At 36.2% G+C, this 18,406-nt stretch carries 8 protein-coding genes; all 8 read left to right on the forward strand.

Annotated elements, in window-relative coordinates:
- Positions 1–588 precede the first annotated feature (588 nt).
- The 8 genes from C7381_RS00330 to C7381_RS00370 all read left to right on the forward strand — a co-directional run bounded on the left by C7381_RS00330 (position 589) and on the right by C7381_RS00370 (position 18,254).
- Positions 589–2,019, forward strand: coding sequence for an AlbA family DNA-binding domain-containing protein (locus C7381_RS00330; RefSeq protein ID WP_116479474.1), 1,431 nt, complete (start codon positions 589–591; stop codon positions 2,017–2,019).
- Positions 2,020–2,897: 878 nt separating this feature from the next.
- Positions 2,898–6,266, forward strand: coding sequence for an S-layer homology domain-containing protein (locus tag C7381_RS00335; RefSeq protein WP_116479475.1), 3,369 nt, complete (start codon positions 2,898–2,900; stop codon positions 6,264–6,266).
- Positions 6,267–6,535: 269 nt separating this feature from the next.
- Positions 6,536–6,919 carry a hypothetical protein gene (locus C7381_RS00340; RefSeq protein WP_116479476.1) on the forward strand — a complete coding sequence of 128 codons (384 nt, stop codon included), beginning with the start codon at positions 6,536–6,538 and terminating at the stop codon, positions 6,917–6,919.
- A 492-nt stretch (positions 6,920–7,411) separates the two neighbouring features.
- The gene (locus C7381_RS00350; RefSeq protein WP_116479478.1) at positions 7,412–7,768 is read left to right on the forward strand and encodes a hypothetical protein; all 357 of its coding nucleotides are present in this window, start codon (positions 7,412–7,414) and stop codon (positions 7,766–7,768) included.
- 616 nt (positions 7,769–8,384) lie between these two features.
- Positions 8,385–14,759, forward strand: a complete 6,375-nt coding sequence (locus tag C7381_RS00355; RefSeq protein WP_165803536.1) for a S8 family serine peptidase — start codon at positions 8,385–8,387, stop codon at positions 14,757–14,759.
- Between the two features lie 828 nt (positions 14,760–15,587).
- Entirely contained in the window at positions 15,588–16,568 is a 981-nt protein-coding gene (gene lplA, locus C7381_RS00360; protein ID WP_116479480.1) for a lipoate--protein ligase, read from the forward strand.
- A 2-nt stretch (positions 16,569–16,570) separates the two neighbouring features.
- Positions 16,571–17,431, forward strand: coding sequence for a lipoyl synthase (lipA, locus tag C7381_RS00365; RefSeq protein WP_116479481.1), 861 nt, complete (start codon positions 16,571–16,573; stop codon positions 17,429–17,431).
- A 1-nt stretch (position 17,432) separates the two neighbouring features.
- Positions 17,433–18,254 (forward strand): NAD(+)/NADH kinase, encoded by an 822-nt coding sequence (locus C7381_RS00370; RefSeq protein WP_052085530.1) that lies wholly within the window; start codon positions 17,433–17,435, stop codon positions 18,252–18,254.
- The last annotated feature ends 152 nt before the right edge of the window (positions 18,255–18,406 follow it).

An 18,406-nucleotide genomic window follows, 5' to 3' on the forward strand; every position in this document is an offset into this window, starting at 1 on the left:
TACGACTCATTTCTCCTATTCGTCGAAATGTCGTCGGACGTCTTTGTATAAGACCTACCATCGTGTTTTTGATTTTGTCAAATCAAAAAGCACGGGTTAGGTCTTTAACATCTCGCCGCCCATTTTTGTGCACATATAATATGTATCAACACCAACAACGTTTTGCCAATAAAATATATAAACAAAATCCCAATACAATCGATATATTTATTTTCGCCATAAACGCATATGTTATCTGTAACGGCGGGTACACAATCGACGTCAACGACTCATTTCTCCTGTTCGTCGAAATGCCGTCGGACGTCTTTGCATAAGACCTACCATCGTGTTTTTGATTTTGTCAAATCAAAAAGCACGGGTTAGGTCTTTAACATCCCTCCGCCCATTTTTGTGCATATAGAATATATATCAACACCAATAATGCTGTACCAATAAAATATCGAACCAAAAATATCATCAATAAGTAAATTATAATCAATTCATAAGTATCATTTTTTTAAACTCATTTCATCTCAATACCAATAAAATATTAAATTGTATAATAATATGGTATAATTAAAATATAATACATAAGAAGGGAGGGGGAATATGAATATAAAAGACTACCTTGGAGAAACAAATTTTTATGATAAAAAGGAACGACTGGAAATTAAGAAACCAAAATCTTGGTTAAAATCTGTTTCGGCGTATGCTAATGGGAGAGGTGGTAAATTAATATTTGGAATCAAGGAAGACAATACCATTATAGGACTGAAAGATTTTAAAAAAGATTCCGAAGATATAAGTGAAATTATAAAGACAAAAATGGATCCTATCCCGGAATTTGATATGGAATTAGAGGAAATCGATGATAAAATAATCTTGATTTTAAATATATTTTCCGGACGTAACACTCCGTACTTTGTAGTTGACGGAGGGGCAAGAACTGCATATAAAAGAGTAGGAAATCAAAGCGTCCCTGCCGGAAGAATAGACTTGTTTAACTTATCGTTAAAAGGAGAACATATTAGCTATGACTCCTTAGAATCAAAAAAGAAATTGGAAGATGTGACATTTAAAGAGCTAGTTATCGAGTATAAACAAAGAGCAACCGGAAAATTTGAGGAAAAAGATTTAAAATCATTTGGACTTGTAAACGATGCAGGAAATCTTACCATTGCGGGGGCACTATTTGCAGATGGATATCAAGTATATCAGTCAAGGGTATTTTGCACAAGGTGGAATGGATTGACCAAAGCAAATGGGAGAATGGATGCATTGGATGACGCAGAATTTGAGGGAAATATTATTTACCTCCTGAAAGCGTCGTTAGATTTTGTCAAAAGAAACTCTAAAAAAATGTGGAAGAAGGGACCGGTATATAGGACGGAATATCCCGAATACCCGGAAAGAGCTGTTCAAGAAGCCTTGGTTAATGCTCTTATTCATCGAGACTATTCTGTTGTTGGAAGTGAAGTCCATGTGGATATATATGATGACAGAATGGAAATATACTCTCCGGGTGGAATGTATGACGGGACTTTTGTTCAAAATCTTGATCCGCTAAATGTATCTTCTACTAGAAGAAATCCAATAATTGCAGATATATTTGCTAGAATGGATTTAATGGAAAGGCGTGGCTCCGGTCTTAGAAAAATTATTGAAGCATATAAAAGGGAAGAGAATTACAAGAATGATTTAGAACCTGAATTTAAATCCACTGAATCCTCATTTATTACAATCTTAAAAAACCTAAATTATAATACAAAAAGTGACGGTCAAAATGACGGTCAAAATGATGGTCAAAATGACGGTAAAAATGACGGCAAAAAACTAAAACCTGATGATAGACGCAAGCAGTTAGTAAAAAACATCAGATTAAATCCTAAAAATACTGCAAAAAGTTTGTCGGAAAAATTTGGCGTTTCCGTAAGTACTATAGAACGTGACCTAAAATACCTTACCGATTCAAACCTTATAGAATATGTAGGCAGTGCAAAAGATGGTTATTGGAAAATAATAAATACAGACAATAAATAATACAAGGGAAGTCGTTTAATATAAAACACCTTTTAAAGAGATCTATTTATACGATCTCTTTTTTTTATTAAAATATCGGTCAAAATATCGGTTAAAATATCGGTCAAAATGACGGTCAAAATGATACTCAAAATGATACCCAAAACCTTTTTCCAACATTTCCCCTCTTGGCGGCGTGTATGCATTGTACCGCCATATTTGACTTTCGTTGTTATAACAACATACAACCAACGGTGTGTCTTCCAAAACGTAACGGCAGGTTCGCAATCTACGTCAACGACTCATTTCTCCTATTCGTCGAAATGTCGTCGGACGTCTTTGTATAAGACCTACCATCGTGTTTTTGATTTTGTCAAATCAAAAAGCACGGGTTAGGTCTTTAACATCCCGTCGCCCATTTTTGTGTACATATAATATGTATTATTACAAACAACGATGTCTTTATAAAATATCTCCCCAAAATTCTACCACCATCTCCCCCATTTGCCCGGATATTTTGATGAGAAACGGCTAGATTAAGGGTTTTAGGAGTGAGACGTACTGGCAAGTACGTCGCAACGACTAAAACACGAGATCAGTCGTTTATCGCAAAATAGGCGGCAAATAAAATGCAGCCAAATGTAATATACAATTAATGCCACCGTAACACCCCTGTAACATCCATCGGGTATACTGTAGATACAGTAGATGAAAAGTCTACAAACGAATAACAACAAAAGTGATTTCGCCGGGAGGGGTATTCAATATTACACTTGTATTACAAATGACCCCAAAAGGTTGCAAATCACCATTCATTGTTGTTATAATAATACTAGTCACATTTGCCTTTGTCATTGACAATGGCAGTGATCAAAAAAATTTAGGAGGTCATAAGACTTATGAACAAGAAACTATTATCACTATTGTTAGCTCTTGTCATGGTGTTCAGCTTCATTCCAGCATTCGCTGCTGAAGAAGCTCCTGCTGCTGCAGACAAAAAAGCTGAAGAAACAGCTAAACCTGAAGAAAAAGCAGAAGAAAAAGCTGAAGAAGTTAAAGAAACTGAAAAAGCTGAAGCAACACCTGATTTTGTAAAATTCTTACAAGACAACGGCTACGTACAAGGTGACAAAAACAACAATTTAATGCTCGACAAAAACTTAACAAGAGCAGAATTCACAGCACTTCTAGCTAGACTAGATGGCAAAGATGACGTAGCAAAAGCTATGAAGACACTCGGAACAAAGTTCACAGACGTAACAGAAGCTCACTGGGCAAAAGGTTACATCAGCTTTGCTGCTGGAAAAGACTGGGTTAAAGGATATCCTGACGGAACATTTGGTCCTGAAAGAGAAGTAACTTATGCTGAAATCGCTACAGTACTCGTAAGATACCTTGGCGTTGACACAATGGGATTCAGCTATCCTGTTGACTATGTTGCAAAAGCATATGAACTCGGACTTTTAAAGGGTCTTCCAACTATTGAAAACCACAAACAAGCTGCTATCAGAAAAGACATGTTCCAAATGCTCTACAACACAATCAGCCAAAGAGATTTCGGTAGATTCAATGTTTATGAAATGGTAGTTCTCGCTAACAGCAGAACAGCAACATTAAAAAGAAACGAAATCAAAGCTGAAGTTCTTTCAGTAGTTCAACAAGCTAACAATGTTGACGAAAGAGGAGTTGCAAAAATCGGCACACAAATGAAATTCAACGTTGAAAGAAAACTTGCTGATGACAAAACTTTAATGGTAGGAGATACAGAAAACCTACTCGGAAAAGTTATCAAAGCTACAGTTAACGAAAACGGCGAACTTATCAAAGCTGAAATTATCGACTCATACAACTATGTTTGGGGAACATTAGATGGAGCAACAGATAAGAGACTCGTTGTTAACGGAACAGCATATGACGTACGTGTAGATGAAAGATACTACAACCGTAACGACAGAAGATATGACAACGACGACAGAATGTACAGAACATATGTAACAGGAATCAAAGGTGTAGAAAACTACAACTACAGAGCATTTGCAGACAAATACTTTGAAAGAAACGGAAAGCCAAAAAAGAATGCTCCTGATTTCGTTCGTGCAACTATAAAAGATGGTATGGTAATGTTCGTAGATACATTTGCAATGAAAGACGTTGCACCGGTTAAAGAAGTTAAGAGAGACGGAAAAGACGTTTACTTCTACAACGATGCAAGAAACGGTTCTGTTGACAGAATGACTCCTGCTGATACAGTTATCGGATACACAGCAGAAAAAGAATTCTACAACATGGATGCTGCAGATATCAAGGCTGATGACGTAATCCATATGATGGAAGGCGTTACACTTGTTCGTCAAGATGCTAAGGTTGAATCAAAATTAGTTAAGACATTCATTGACAAAGATGGCGAATGGGCAGAACTCGAAGGTAAAGAACAAAATGATGTTTACTTCTTAGCATCAAATGCTTGTGAAGAAGTTCCATATTGCTCAGTATATGCATATGATAACAATCACTTCAGAAGAACAATGAGCAGAAAAGACGTCAATGCAATGGTTGGTGAAAATGTAAAAGTTTTACTCAGCGTTTATGACGGTGTTCAATTAATTTCTACAGCAAAAGAATTCAAAGACACATTTGCACTCGTTGCAAAATATAACTCAAATTACCCTGTATTCTATGCTCCAAACGCAGAAAAAGAATTCAACCTCGACGTTGTTAGAGGAACAAACTTCTATGTAAACGGATGGAATAACACAGGTGCAGGATATGCAGCAAACAGCTTTAGATTGTTTGACCTTGTTTACACAGTAGGCGGAGAAAAGGACGAAGCTGAAACAATTGCAAAAGTTGAAAAATATGGCCATTCCAATGATGAAGGTTGGAGCAAACAAATGAAAGCTGCTTCTTTCCCTGACAGACTTGACAGATATGTAAGAATCGGTGGAAAAGACTACAGATATGACGAAGACACAAGAGTATTTGTTGTTAATGGAATTAATAAAAATGATCCAACATTTGTTAAAGCAACAATGGCTGATGTTATCAAACACAACAGAGACAACTACAAACTTGAAGCATATGTAATGAGTGAAAAAGATGTTAAGAGTTTCATCGAAGACAAACTTGAATTCGAAAGATTCGGATTCTATGGCGACAGAGATGACCTTGCTAAAGTTGTTATCTTCACAAACTACAAAGGTCCTGATGCAAACTTAGGTCCTGTACAATATGGTAGAGTTGCTAGAATTGATAACTATTCAAACAGTGTTCTTATCGAATTAGACAGATTTGAAAAACAATTATATATCAGAGAAGGCAGATCAGCACTCAAATTCAAGGGCGACGCAGGATATGGCGACATCGTTGAATTCAGAGAAGTTGTAGATGCTGAAAACAAAACAGCAAGATTCAACAGAGTTTTAAAGAAGAAAGCATCCGGAAGAATCACAAAGGGTAGCCTTGGAATTAACGGTGAAATCTTTATTACTGAAAATGATGGAACTACAACAAAATTCTATATTACAAAATATACTAAAGAATTTGGAAATAACACAGGATATGCAACTGTATATGCTGAAAACAATTCATTCGATGCTGATGTTATCGTTTATGAAGGTGGATTCGCAATTCAAGATGATGATGCAACTAAATATGCAACTTTCAAAGCAGCATTAACAGTTGCTGACGCAAATAAGACAGAAGCAAATATCAAAGCTTTAAGAACTGCATTCAATGATATGAGTATTGCAGCACAAGAACAACTTGTAACACCTGCAGAATTAGCAAAATACAATGCTTTAATCGCTTTATTCCCTGGACAAAATCCAGCAACTCAAAAAGACTATGATGAAGCTGTTGCAAAATTAATTAAATTAGAAGCAGGAAATATCGATAGCGATGCTCTTGAAGCACAAGCAAAAGCTGTAATTAAAAAAGTTCAAGATTTGGAAAAAGTTCCTGGAATAACAAAAGATCCAAATACCGCTGCTAAAATCGCAAGTTTACAAGGAAAAGTTGACACTTATCACAACAAACAAAATGTTGTTAAGTTCGCTGACAAGAAGACGGAAATCTTAAAACAAGCTCAATTCTATGCTCAAAATAACAACGTAGACTACACTGTAGCTGGAGATGTTAAGACTGCATATGATGAAATCGCAAACGTAACAATAGACTCTCCGGAAGATGATGCAGCACTTGAAAAAGCTGTAAAAGAATTAAAAACGAAATTAGCTGTATTTAAAGTTATAGTTGATGGTGCAAAATAGTTTTACGACTATAATTAAGACAAAGACCCCCTTCGGGGTCTTTTCTTTTACATATACAAGCTGGAAATATGGATATACAACGCGAACAAGCAATTCATTTTATATTTGTTTTATTTTAAACTTTAATAACATTATTTGAATATGTTCTTGTTCAGTGCCAATGTATGGTGAGTAATACAGTCGTTAGTTTAATTAGTTGTGTCGTTTGTGTGACATATATTATTAAGGCTATCCTTAGAATCAAATGGGATTTAATAATAAAAGACCCAATGCAAACTTTTGCAATTGAAATTGTTGGCGATCTTCTTCTGCTAGTTAATATACTCATCTTTATAAAAATAAATAAATTTAATGATAGTAATAATCTTGTTATATATGCTTGTATTTTTTGGATAGCTCTTTTTCTCATAAAATTTATACAATTTATAAAAACGATAGTTCATCAAGATAGAGAAAAGTTTTTCTTTTTTATTGCAATATTTATTGCACTTAGTTCATTCAGCAAAGATAATCAAGAAATCATAACCATTGCAACAACTCTTATTACAGCAGTCTTCGGTAGAATTGTACTGAAAAATATATTTGCAAATGAAATTGAGGAGCATAAGAAAAAGTGCACGATGTCGGAAGGAGCGACACTCGACAGTTTGTAGTACAGAATAGCCATGGCAAATATACAGCTCCTTGCTCATCAAATTGTAATTTTCTTGACCGAAAGTTTTAGAGATAAATGTGTTTACAAACGGATATTAGAAAAGTTGGCGGTTTGCGATTCGTTTTTTATTGGACTTATCAGATTTGTTATTTTTACAATTATTTATATTTTCTTTGTATCTAAATGCGGGAAAAATTTCAAAGAGAAAGTATTCAATTTTCTTATAAGGAATAGCTGAAACTATAACGCTCGTGCAAGATCCATCGTGATGACAATGAAATTTGCGGGAGACGGAACAACGACACCACAAGAAATTCTTGTGGTGTTTTTTTGATGAAAGAAAGAAAAAATCGTGAATAGCCCGGGAGTGGGCAATGGGCGAGTATGACTAACATCACAATATAAATATTGCACGATGTATGTATCGCCATAATAGGGAAAATGGAAGGGAAGATTTTGGAAAGCATAATGATGGGGGGATGGAATATGGATGATGGTTTTGGGTTCGATGTTTTATGAAAACACTGTTGTTTGTGGGGATGTAAATTTAATTGACGCCATATATGGCGTCAGGACATCGTTGTTCCTTACGTCACAACGTATGCCAGCCGCTACAATGCGTACACATACTTATACAAACGAAAATTTATCGGCATGGAAAATATTTACCATCGATATTTTTGTCTCGATATTTAAAACACACAGCGTTGTTGGTGAGGTTGTATATTACATAAACGACATATATGGCGGTACCCTTCCCGTGCTCAAAAACGAAATCGGAGATTTCTTCTTAGCTCGGTTGGGCACAGGCGGTATTTGTGACCCGCCGTTACAGCGGCGTGTATAGGTTTATACGATTGAACAAATTATTTTTGTGAAAAATATTTGTTTATGATATTTTTGGAGAGATATTTTATGAACACACCGTTGGTTGTATGTTGTTATAACAACGAAAGTCAAATTTGGCGATATGAGACGTACATAAACGTGTACAATTGTAAAAACATAACAATTTTATAAATGTGAATGTAATATTTTATGTATAAATACGCACACACTGCACGTAACGGCGACCAGTTTTTTTATCCATCGAACAGAAATCTTCGATTTCGTCGTGAGGTGAGATAAAAAGGTGTATCGCCGCAAATATATAATATTTTGCCTCAAATTGTTTGCACATACTACATATAGCATTTGCAAACAGCACCCAAAACCACTCGTAACAGCATACAATCACCTCAAATACTATAAAAAACAACATTGATTATTATCATATCAAATATATATCACTAAAAAAATAAATTAAAGCGATTTTTTTAATTTGAATATTTTATGATACTTAATTTTTTTATAAAGTATTAATAAAGCAAAAATTTTTTTGTAATACAATTGAAATATATTACACAATATGGTACAATTAATATATAGTGACTATGGTCACAATTATATTTCGGGAGGTTCATATGAAAAGAAAATTACTTTCAATAATTTTAGCGGTTTTCATGGTGTTTGGTATTATTCCATTCACGTCACAAGCAAGTGACAGTAGGAGTTACACTGATGCTTATGAAACGCTTACCAAAGAAATGGACAACAAACTGGAGGATGGTAAAGAGTACGAATTTATCGTTGAAATCTTTGAAAATAATCGTCCGGTTTCGAGACAAAGAAGAGATCTAACAGCACAAACTTACAGTTCTGCTGCTAGAAGAGGTAGAGAGTTAAGTTTGGTCGAAAAGAGAATAAATGATCAAAACGAAGTTTTGGCAGATATTTTCGGTGAAAGACAAATAAGAAGACACTCTGATGAAATTTCGTACTCAACAATGAGTAGAGCTTCATCATTTAGAGCAAGAAACAATTCTCGCCCGATTATCAGAGATACAGAACAATTAAAAACGATGCCACGTTATAAAGCATTGTTGAACGGTTTTGCATTGAAGATGACTTATGCAGAAGCTAAACAAGTTGCAATGCTTCCTAATGTTAAGGCTGTTACAAAAGCAGTTGAATACAAAATGCCTGAAAAGCCAAGTATGGGAACAAGCAAAAACATCATTAATGCAAATGTATCAACTGAAAGAGGCTACAATGGTAAGGGAAGAGTTGTTGCTATTCTGGATACCGGTGCAGATGTTAGACACCCTGACTTCAGACTTTCTGAAAAAGGACTTAAAGCAGCAAAGTATAATGAAACATCTATAAATGAAAAGATTGCAGAATTACACTTGTGGGGAAGATTTGAGACAGATAAGATTCCATATGCATACAATTATGCTGACAGAAGTTTTGATCTTTTAGACAAAGCAGATCACGGTCAACATATAGCAGGTACAATTGCAGGTAATGCTATAGACCCAAGTAGAGGTGTTGTGGGCGTTGTTCCGGAAGCACAACTTATGGTTATGAGAGTTTTCCCTATTGGGGCACCTACTACTAATACAGCAATATACGCAGAAGCAATAGATGACTCCGTACTACTTGGCGCCGATTCTATCAATATGAGTTTAGGCAGCTTTGCCGGTTCTGAAGATGCAGATAAGATTATGACAAAGGTTGTAAAGAATGCTAATGAACATGGTACTCTTGTTTGTATAGCAGGCGGTAACGATGGATATCAATTTAGTCAAAATCACTATCAACCTTCAGATGTTCTAGACTTTGCAACAGTTGGTGCACCGGCTACAATGAAGGAATCATTGTCGGTAGCTTCTTACAACAATAGTAATATTTCTTTTAAAAGAGCAGTGTTTAAGATTGGTGAAGAAGAAATAATTACTTCACGTGGAGATTATACTAAATCACAACCACAATGGGATTTAGAAGAAAATAAGGAATACGATTTAGTTTTTGTTGGTAAAGGTAACAGCGACTCAGACTATGAAGGAAAAGATGTAAAGGGTAAAATTGTTGTAGCTGAAAGAGGCGAAGCATCATTTGGCGATAAATCTGCTATGGCTTTCAAAAAAGGAGCAGCAGCTTGTATTATTGGCTATACAATTAATCCAAATCAAAATAAAGATCAATTATATTTTATTACTGTAGAAAATGAGGCTCCTGTAGTTCCAACTTATAACATTTCTAACAAGACTTATGATGAAATTAAAGCAAAGTTAGATGCCGGTGAAGTAAAGATATCATTTGTTAAAAATGATATAAGCAATTACGAATCTCCTGTAAAGGGTACTATGAGTGACTTCAATAGCTGGGGTCCAACTCCAGGACTTGGAATAAAGCCTGAAATCACAGCTCCTGGTGGAGATATCTGGTCAACTGCAAACAATGGCGGTTACCAATCAATGAGTGGTACTTCTATGGCAACACCGCACGTTGCAGCAGGAATTGCAGCAGTTCGTGGTAAATTAACTGAAATGAATAATTTAGGTTTACCAGCTTCAGATATTGCAATGCTTGTTAAAAAGATTCTTATGAACACTGCAAAACCGGCAATGACTAAGAGTGGGAAAGGATATTTTTCAGTTAGAAGCCAAGGTGCCGGTATCATGGATTTAGATGATGCTACAAGTGGAAGCTATGTAACAGTTGAAGACAACAGAGCTAATACTACATCACATGGAGATGCAAAAGTTGAATTTAGACAAATAAATGATGCAAAACTTGGAGTAGATTTGAAGCTTCAAAGTTATTTACAAAAAGATGTAACATATGACGTAAGTTATGTTTTACAAACAGATGCTGTGGATGATAAAGGCTCTGTAGTATTGGATCCTGATAAATATGAACCGATTACTTTAGGACAAGATAGTCTCGAAAGTATTACTGTTAATGCTAACGGCGAAGCAAATTTAACTAAAGAAATAACGTGGACTGAAGATGACTCTTTAAAACAAAAATATCCAAAAGGATACTATGTAGATGGATACATTTTCTTTAAGCCTCAAACAGAAGGAATACCGACAATATCAATTCCAATGCTTGCATTTAAAGGTCCTTGGGACACTCTACCAGTTATAGAGAACTTTATTCATACCTACGACTTAGAGGATACAGAAAGCAAGAGACCACTTTGGTTACCAGAAAATATTGCAGCTGAAGATATATATAAAGCGCCAGTTGATGATGTACATGCAACAATGCTTGTATCAAAGATGCTTTATTTGGATAACAGTGAAACTTACAATGAAGCACTAGGAAGAACTGAAGATGGAAAATTTACAGATAACTTAGCGATAAGTCCAGGAGTAAAAGATAAGTCTCAAGATTCATTCCAATTTAAAGGAGTTTTCCTAAGAAACTGGGATGACTTCTATATGGAAATTTCAAATGCTCAAGGACTAGTAAAGAAAATTGAAAATCCATACAGAAAGAGTGGAAGAAAATCAGGTTTTACTGTAAACGGTACAGAAATATACGCTATATCAGAAGCACCTTGGATGTGGGATGGAACCGATGCTGACGGTAAGCAAGTTCCTGAGGGAGCATATACTGTGAAAGTTCACGCAAAGATGCAAAACAATGAAGCGGCACCAGCTGATGAAAAAACAGTAACAGTAAAAGTGGATAATACTAAACCAGTAATAAGCGAAAGACCTGCATTTGATGATAAAGAAAGAACATTGAAAGTAAAAGCAACAGATGGATTATCGGGAATCAAAGCTGTTTATTACTTGTATGAAACAGGAGATACTAAAAAACCAACAAATTTAATATATAATGATACTGCTGATAGTGACGGATATTATGTTTTAGATGACTGCAATGACAAAGGTATTGTATTTGTTGAAGATTGGGCAGGAAATATTACAAAACTTGATTTAAGTGAAAAAGGTAAGAATCAAATTGTGATTGATAGAACAACAGAAGACGGATTAACAGATCCAGGTAGTGAAATTGCTGTTTACAATAAAGATCACAAGAAGATGACAAATCTTAGTGCACTTGAAGATGGAGAATATACTCTAGAAGCTTTAAATGTTCCTGAAGGAATCAATGTAGAAATAACACCAAATAAGGTTGTATTCCCTAAAGAAGACAAGACTACTATAGAAACTGTAACTGTAAAATTTACAAAAGTTTCACAAGAAGACTTAGACAAGTATGGAACATTAAATGTTACTGTAGTTGACAGCGATGTCTTATGGGATGGTTACACTATATACGCTGTAGACAAAGACAACAAAAAATACGAACTATATTCAAAATTTGACTGGGGCGCAGACACTTATGGAACAAAAGTTCCAGCTGGAGAATACGCAATAGTTGTTTTAAACTCTAAAGGTGAAGAGGTTAATTTTGCTGGCGAAAAGAAAGCCACAGTTACTAAACAAAATGTAACATGGAATAGAATTAGATTCTTAAGATCAGGTGACTTACAAGTTTATTTATGGTCTGAAGTGACTGAATTAATTAAGAAAATCAAAAATTTAGGAGAGTTACTTCCAAAAGAAAAAGCAGATGATCCAGATGTATTTAAATTTAATGCAAAAGAAATCTTTAGAGCTTATGACCCAGAGACTGGAAAAGATTTATTTGAAGGAACAGGCTATTATGAAGCATGCTTCATGCCTTGGCCTAATGGACAAGGGTTTAAGTTCTTGATACCAGCTGATGGAAACTATACAGTAGAATTAATAAATGATAATAGAGAATATTTAGTTGACCCTGCAAGAGTTGATGCAGAGCTTTTCACATATCAAAAAGATGAAAAAGAGAAATGGATTGGTATGGACGTATACTATCCAAAAAATAAAACTGCTAACTTAACTATTGTAGAAGAATTGGTCTCCGGAGAAACATCAACTGAACCTATAAAAGCTAGATATCATTTATATGATGACTATGGTAAAGAAATCAAACCTACAGGAGATAAAGTATGGGAAAATCTTCAAGCTAAATTCTATACTTTGGAAGTTGAAAGTTTAAGTGACAAATTTGTTCCTGAAAGAAAAACTTACAAGATAGATGCTTTTAATAAGTTAAATGTTGAACAAATCGTTAGATGGAAGAATTTAAGCGAAGATCCTGTTAAGAGATATACTTCTCTAGCTATAGGTATATATGGTGAATATGATACTTCAAACAGAAATATTCAAGTGCTACTGAAGAATAAAAATACTCAAGAAGAAATTGTCATTAATGCAGAAGCAGGCACTAAAGTCAGTGAGCAAGTTGTTCCACTGGGAACTTATGAAGTTACCGTAACATTACCGGATAACATAGTTATAAGCGATATATTTTTAAGTGGCGAAGATTCAAAAAACAAACTAACTGTTCTTGGAACTAAGTTCGAAGTAACATTTACTGGAGCATATAATGGAATTGAAATTAATTTGAAAAAACAAAAGAGAGATTTCGGGGAAGTAAATGTTGTTGCTACTGGATTAAAAGAAGAAGTGGTTAGCTACAAGCTAAGTAGGGAAGGTGTAGCACTTCAATCAGACGATGGAATATTCAAAGATATTGAACCGGGTAAATATATTTTAACATTTGAAACACCTGAAGGATATGAAGTTGAGTCAAATGAAATAGAAGTTAATGTAGAAGAAGGCAAATTAAGTAAAGTTTATATAAACTTTAATACGAAGCTTGATAATAATGTTACAACTCATAAAGCCATAGTAACAGCGGATGAAGTAAATAAAGACAGTCAAAAATTGCGTGATTTGAAATTAGAATATGTAGCATTAGCAAAAGATGGAGCACAATATAGTATTGATAAGATTCCGACAAATACAGAAGTTAGACTTGTAGAAGTTGGTTTGCCGGATGGCTTCGTAAGAAAAGATGCTAGTGATGAATACATTACATTTGATGCAGATAAAGAATTTAGTTTTGAATATGTAAATACAAAAGTTATACCGGCAAATGAAGATGACACAAAAGAAGGATATGTAAATATTACTTTTGATGCGGTTGACAATGGTGTTCTAAACGCTCCTGGATTTAATAATGTTAAAAAGATTTCATATTTAGTTAAAGAAGCTTATCAAGTAAGCGACTTTGAATTCTATATTCCAGAAGTTACAGCAGATAAAGATTATAAATTTACAAATTGGGATAAATCTTTACCATCAAAGAGATTTGCTAAGTCTGAAGAGTTGCTGGCACAATATGAATATGTAGGAGTTGTTGTTCCTCCAACACCGGACGAACCGAGTGTTCCTGACTATCCGATTATCCCTGACTACCCGGTAATTCCTCACAGACCGCACAGACCTGCAAAACCTACAAAAGACATTGTAAAAGAAACAAAAAAATCGACTGAAACAGTAAAACCTGTTGAAGAAAAGAAAGACTACGGAATTGTTGAAACAATGCCGACAATTGCAGCAACATTCTCAGATTTACCTGAAAATGCAGCAGCAGGTTCAATCATGAATATGGTTGCACGTGGAATTCTTAAGGGAATGGACAACGGAAAATTTGAAGGAGAACTCCCGATAACAAGAGCAATGGTTGCAACAGTATTGAAGAGACTCTCAAAAGACCAAACAATCAACAACGTAAAGAGCTTCACAGACGTAAAAGACAAAGACTGGTTTGCAGATGCAGTTAAATGGGCACAATCACAAGGTCTCATCAAGGGATACGAAGATGGCACATTTAAGGCAAACAATCTCGTAACACGTCAAGAACTTGCAATCATAATCGAAAGATTCTTGAAAGCACACGGAATCACAATGGACGAAATAAAAGAACTTTCATACAAGGATCTCAATATATTGCCGGCATGGAGCAGAGATGCAATCATCGCAATGGCAAAGATTGGACTTGTAGAAGGACAAACAGAAGAAATGTACAACCCGGCAAGCCAATTCACAAGAGAAGAACTTGCAGTAATGCTCGAAAAGATCATTATCTGGGTTGAAAAACATTAGAAAATAATAAGAGGATATAAGAAAGACGCCGAAATATGAAGGCGTCTTTTTTTGTATAAATGTTTTTGGGAATATTTTATTGGCACAGCGTTGTTTGTGTGGTTGTAAATTGTATAAACGACATATATGGCGGTACCCTTCCCGTGCTCAAAAACGAAATCATAGATGTATGCCTGTGCCCGGCAGTGCGAAAAAGAAATCTGTGATTTCGTATTTGAGCACTGAGAGGGTATTTCGCACGGTTGGGCACAGGAAGGACATCGTTGTTCCTTACGTCACAACGTATGCCGTCCGGCTACGGATGCGTACACACGCATATACAATTGTAAATACATAACAATTTTATAAATGTGAATGTAATTTTTTATGTATAAATACGCACACGCCGTCAGTAGCGTCGCATTCACAATTGACGTCAACGACTCACTTCTCCTATTCGTCGAAATGTCGTCGGACGTCTTTGCATAAGACCTACCATCGTCTGTTTGATTTTTCAAATCAAACAGTACGGGTTAGGTCTATAACATCCCGACGCCTGGGATATGGGTAAATACACGATTGTGATTTATGCAATTTAATAATCAATAAACACTGTATTATAGACCAGTTTTTTTATCCATCGAACAGAAATCTTTGATTTCGTCGTGAGATGAGATAAAAAGGTGTATCGCCGCCAATATGAAAATATATTTATGCATTGAAATTCAATAATTTATGTATATACATTTGTATCGCCGCAAAATAAAAATTTTATACACCATCCCATCATCAATTTGTTGTTTGAAAAAAACCGGATTTTAATATAAAATATAGGTTGGAGGGATAGATATGATTTATGTTATTAACAAGAGCGTTGATCCTTCTTTTAATCACGCACTTGAGGAATATTTTTTAAAGGATACTCGCGAGTCGGTTTTTATGATTTGGCAAAATGAGCCGACGGTTTTGATTGGCAGAAATCAAAATTTAGAGCTTGAGATAAATACAGATTTTACAAGAGAGCACGATATGCATATTGTGAGGAGGTTGTCGGGTGGCGGCACTGTTTATTGTGATTTGAACAATTGTCAGTACACTTTTATTACTAATCGCGACGACAATGATGAAAATCTTTTTAAGAGTTTTGCGCACCCGGTTGTGCTTGCACTGAAGAAGTTGGGGCTCGATGCAGATTTTACCGGCAGAAATGATATTATGATCGGCGACAAGAAGGTTTCGGGGAATGCACAGTACCGTTATAAGGACAGGATTATTCACCACGGGACGCTTCTTTTTGATGCGGATATGGAGCTTTTGGCGGGTTCAATGAAGGCACGTGAGATTAAGTTTATAGATAAAAATGTTCATTCACATCGTGCGCATGTGGGTCTTATTAAAAATTACGTGGACATGGATGTGCATGAGTTTATAGATTATATTGCGAAGAATATTGTGGAGTATCATGATATTTCTGAGATTCGTGAGCCGTCAAGCGAGGAGCTCGAGGGTTTGAAGAAGTATTTGCCGGACTTTCCTGATTTTAACAAGACGGGTTACGACAGGGAGCATTCGAGGAAATATATGGCGAAGAAGTATCCTTTCGGGCTTGTTGAGTACGGTCTTGATGATGAGGACGGCAAGATTAAGAAGCTCAAGATTATGGGCGATTTCTTTTTGAATAATGAGTTGGAGCCTTTTTTGAGTTCGATTCGGGGTATAAATATAGAGTCAATGGAGGACGAGCTCAAGTTAAATATCGGAGATTATATAATTGGCATGAAAAATGAAGAGCTGATTTCCGATTTAAAGGATTTACACAGAGGAGAATAGTTATGAGTGAGAAAAAATCTAAACATTTAAAGAAGCCGGAGTGGATCAAGGTTAAGCTTCAAGGCAACCAAAATTCCAACACGGTTGAACATACACTTTTAAATTATAATTTGAACACCGTTTGCTCGGAGGCGAATTGTCCGAACAAGATGGAGTGTTACGCTGCGAGAACTGCGACTTTTATGATTCTTGGAAAGAATTGTACGAGAAATTGCAGATTTTGCAATGTTACTACAAAGAAGCCGGAGCCTGTGAACAAGTTTGAGCCGCAAGAGGTCGCTTTTGCGGTGCAGAAGCTGGGACTTAAGCATGCGGTTGTGACGAGTGTCGACAGGGACGATTTGGAGGACTACGGCGCAGAGCATTTCAGACGTGTGTGCGAGGAGATTAAAAAGGTGAATCCGGGCACGACTGTGGAACTTTTGATTCCTGATATGCATGCGATGCATGAGCATTTGGATACGATTTTCAGTGCGAAGCCGGACATTATAAATCACAATGTTGAAGTTGTGCCGGAGTTTTTTAAAGAGATTTGTCCGCAGTCAAATATGGATTGGAGTCTCGAGGTTTTGAGATATGCAAAGGAGAAGGGTTTTATCACGAAGTCGGGCATGATGGTCGGTTTTGGGGAAACTGAGGAAATGGTTGTAAATCTTATGAAAATGCTTAGAGAAGTCGATTGTGACATGCTCACAATCGGACAGTATCTTCAACCTTCGAGAAAGCATGCCGAAGTAGTTGAGTATGTAACGCCGGAGCAATTTGAAAGATACAAGAAACTCGGTTTGGAACTTGGTTTTAGAAGTGTTGCGAGCGGACCGTTTGTTCGAAGCAGCTATCACGCACAAATGTTGGACAAATAGTATGAAAAGAGTTCGAATTTTTTTGAATGAATATCCGGCGTCAATTGAGGTTGCGAATGAATTGTCGGAACGTTTTCGCTCGCTTGGAATGGAAGCGGAGCAGGTTTATATTAAGTCGCTCGACAACAAGGGCGGCGATTTTGACGTAAACATTGTTGTGGGCGGTGACGGTACTTTTTTGCAGTCCGTTCGACTTAGCGAATTTCATTCAGCACCGTTTATCGGGATAAACACCGGAGGGCTTGGATTTTTTCAGGAAATTGGAGTTGATGAAATTCCGACGCTTGTGCACATGCTTAAAAAAGAGGAATTTATAACCGACGAGATGAAACTTATAAAATCTGTCGCAACCACAAATGACGGCAGCGAATTGTCGTTCTATGCGATAAATGAAATTCTCATAAAGGGAATAAATTCAAAAGTCATCCACATGGATGTGTATGTCGAGAGAAACTTCTTGCAAAAATTTTCGGGCGACGGCATTATAATTTCGACTTCAGTCGGCTCGACCGCATACAACTTTTCGGTCGGCGGTGCGATTGTGCACCCGAGCATCGAGACCATGCAAATGAGCCCGCTTGCACCGATTTCAAGTGCAGCGTACCGTTCGCTTTTAAATCCGATCGTCATGCCGGGCAATTATACAATCGACATCTACCCTGAAACCAAATATGAAAAATCCGTTCTGATCGTCGAAGACGGCGTTGAAAACTTTGTGAGAAACATAAGAAAAATTGAAACCACAATCAGCAACACATTTGTGAATAGATTGCATTTGGATAAGGATATTTATTGGAAGAACCTAAAAGACAAATTCATCTAGGGTATTTGCGGTCTATTTTGCGATAAACGGCTGATTCCGTGTTTTTGTCGTTGCGACGCATTTATCAATACGCCTCACTCCGAAAACACTCCATGCAGTCGTTTCTCATCAAAATATCCTCGCAAATTGATGGAGAGGATTTGCGGGCGATG

It is taken from the genome of Ezakiella coagulans, assembly GCF_003096635.1.
Classification (GTDB): domain Bacteria; phylum Bacillota; class Clostridia; order Tissierellales; family Peptoniphilaceae; genus Ezakiella; species Ezakiella coagulans.

Excerpts from the sequence above, each read along its gene's own strand:
- C7381_RS00330 (WP_116479474.1), top strand. The coding sequence starts at position 589 with ATGAATATAAAAGACTACCTTGGAGAAACAAATTTTTATGATAAAAAG.
- C7381_RS00335 (WP_116479475.1), top strand. The coding sequence starts at position 2,898 with ATGAACAAGAAACTATTATCACTATTGTTAGCTCTTGTCATGGTGTTC.
- C7381_RS00340 (WP_116479476.1), top strand. The coding sequence starts at position 6,536 with ATGCAAACTTTTGCAATTGAAATTGTTGGCGATCTTCTTCTGCTAGTT.
- C7381_RS00350 (WP_116479478.1), top strand. The coding sequence starts at position 7,412 with ATGATGGTTTTGGGTTCGATGTTTTATGAAAACACTGTTGTTTGTGGG.
- C7381_RS00355 (WP_165803536.1), top strand. The coding sequence starts at position 8,385 with ATGAAAAGAAAATTACTTTCAATAATTTTAGCGGTTTTCATGGTGTTT.
- lplA (WP_116479480.1), top strand. The coding sequence starts at position 15,588 with ATGATTTATGTTATTAACAAGAGCGTTGATCCTTCTTTTAATCACGCA.
- lipA (WP_116479481.1), top strand. The coding sequence starts at position 16,571 with ATGAGTGAGAAAAAATCTAAACATTTAAAGAAGCCGGAGTGGATCAAG.
- C7381_RS00370 (WP_052085530.1), top strand. The coding sequence starts at position 17,433 with ATGAAAAGAGTTCGAATTTTTTTGAATGAATATCCGGCGTCAATTGAG.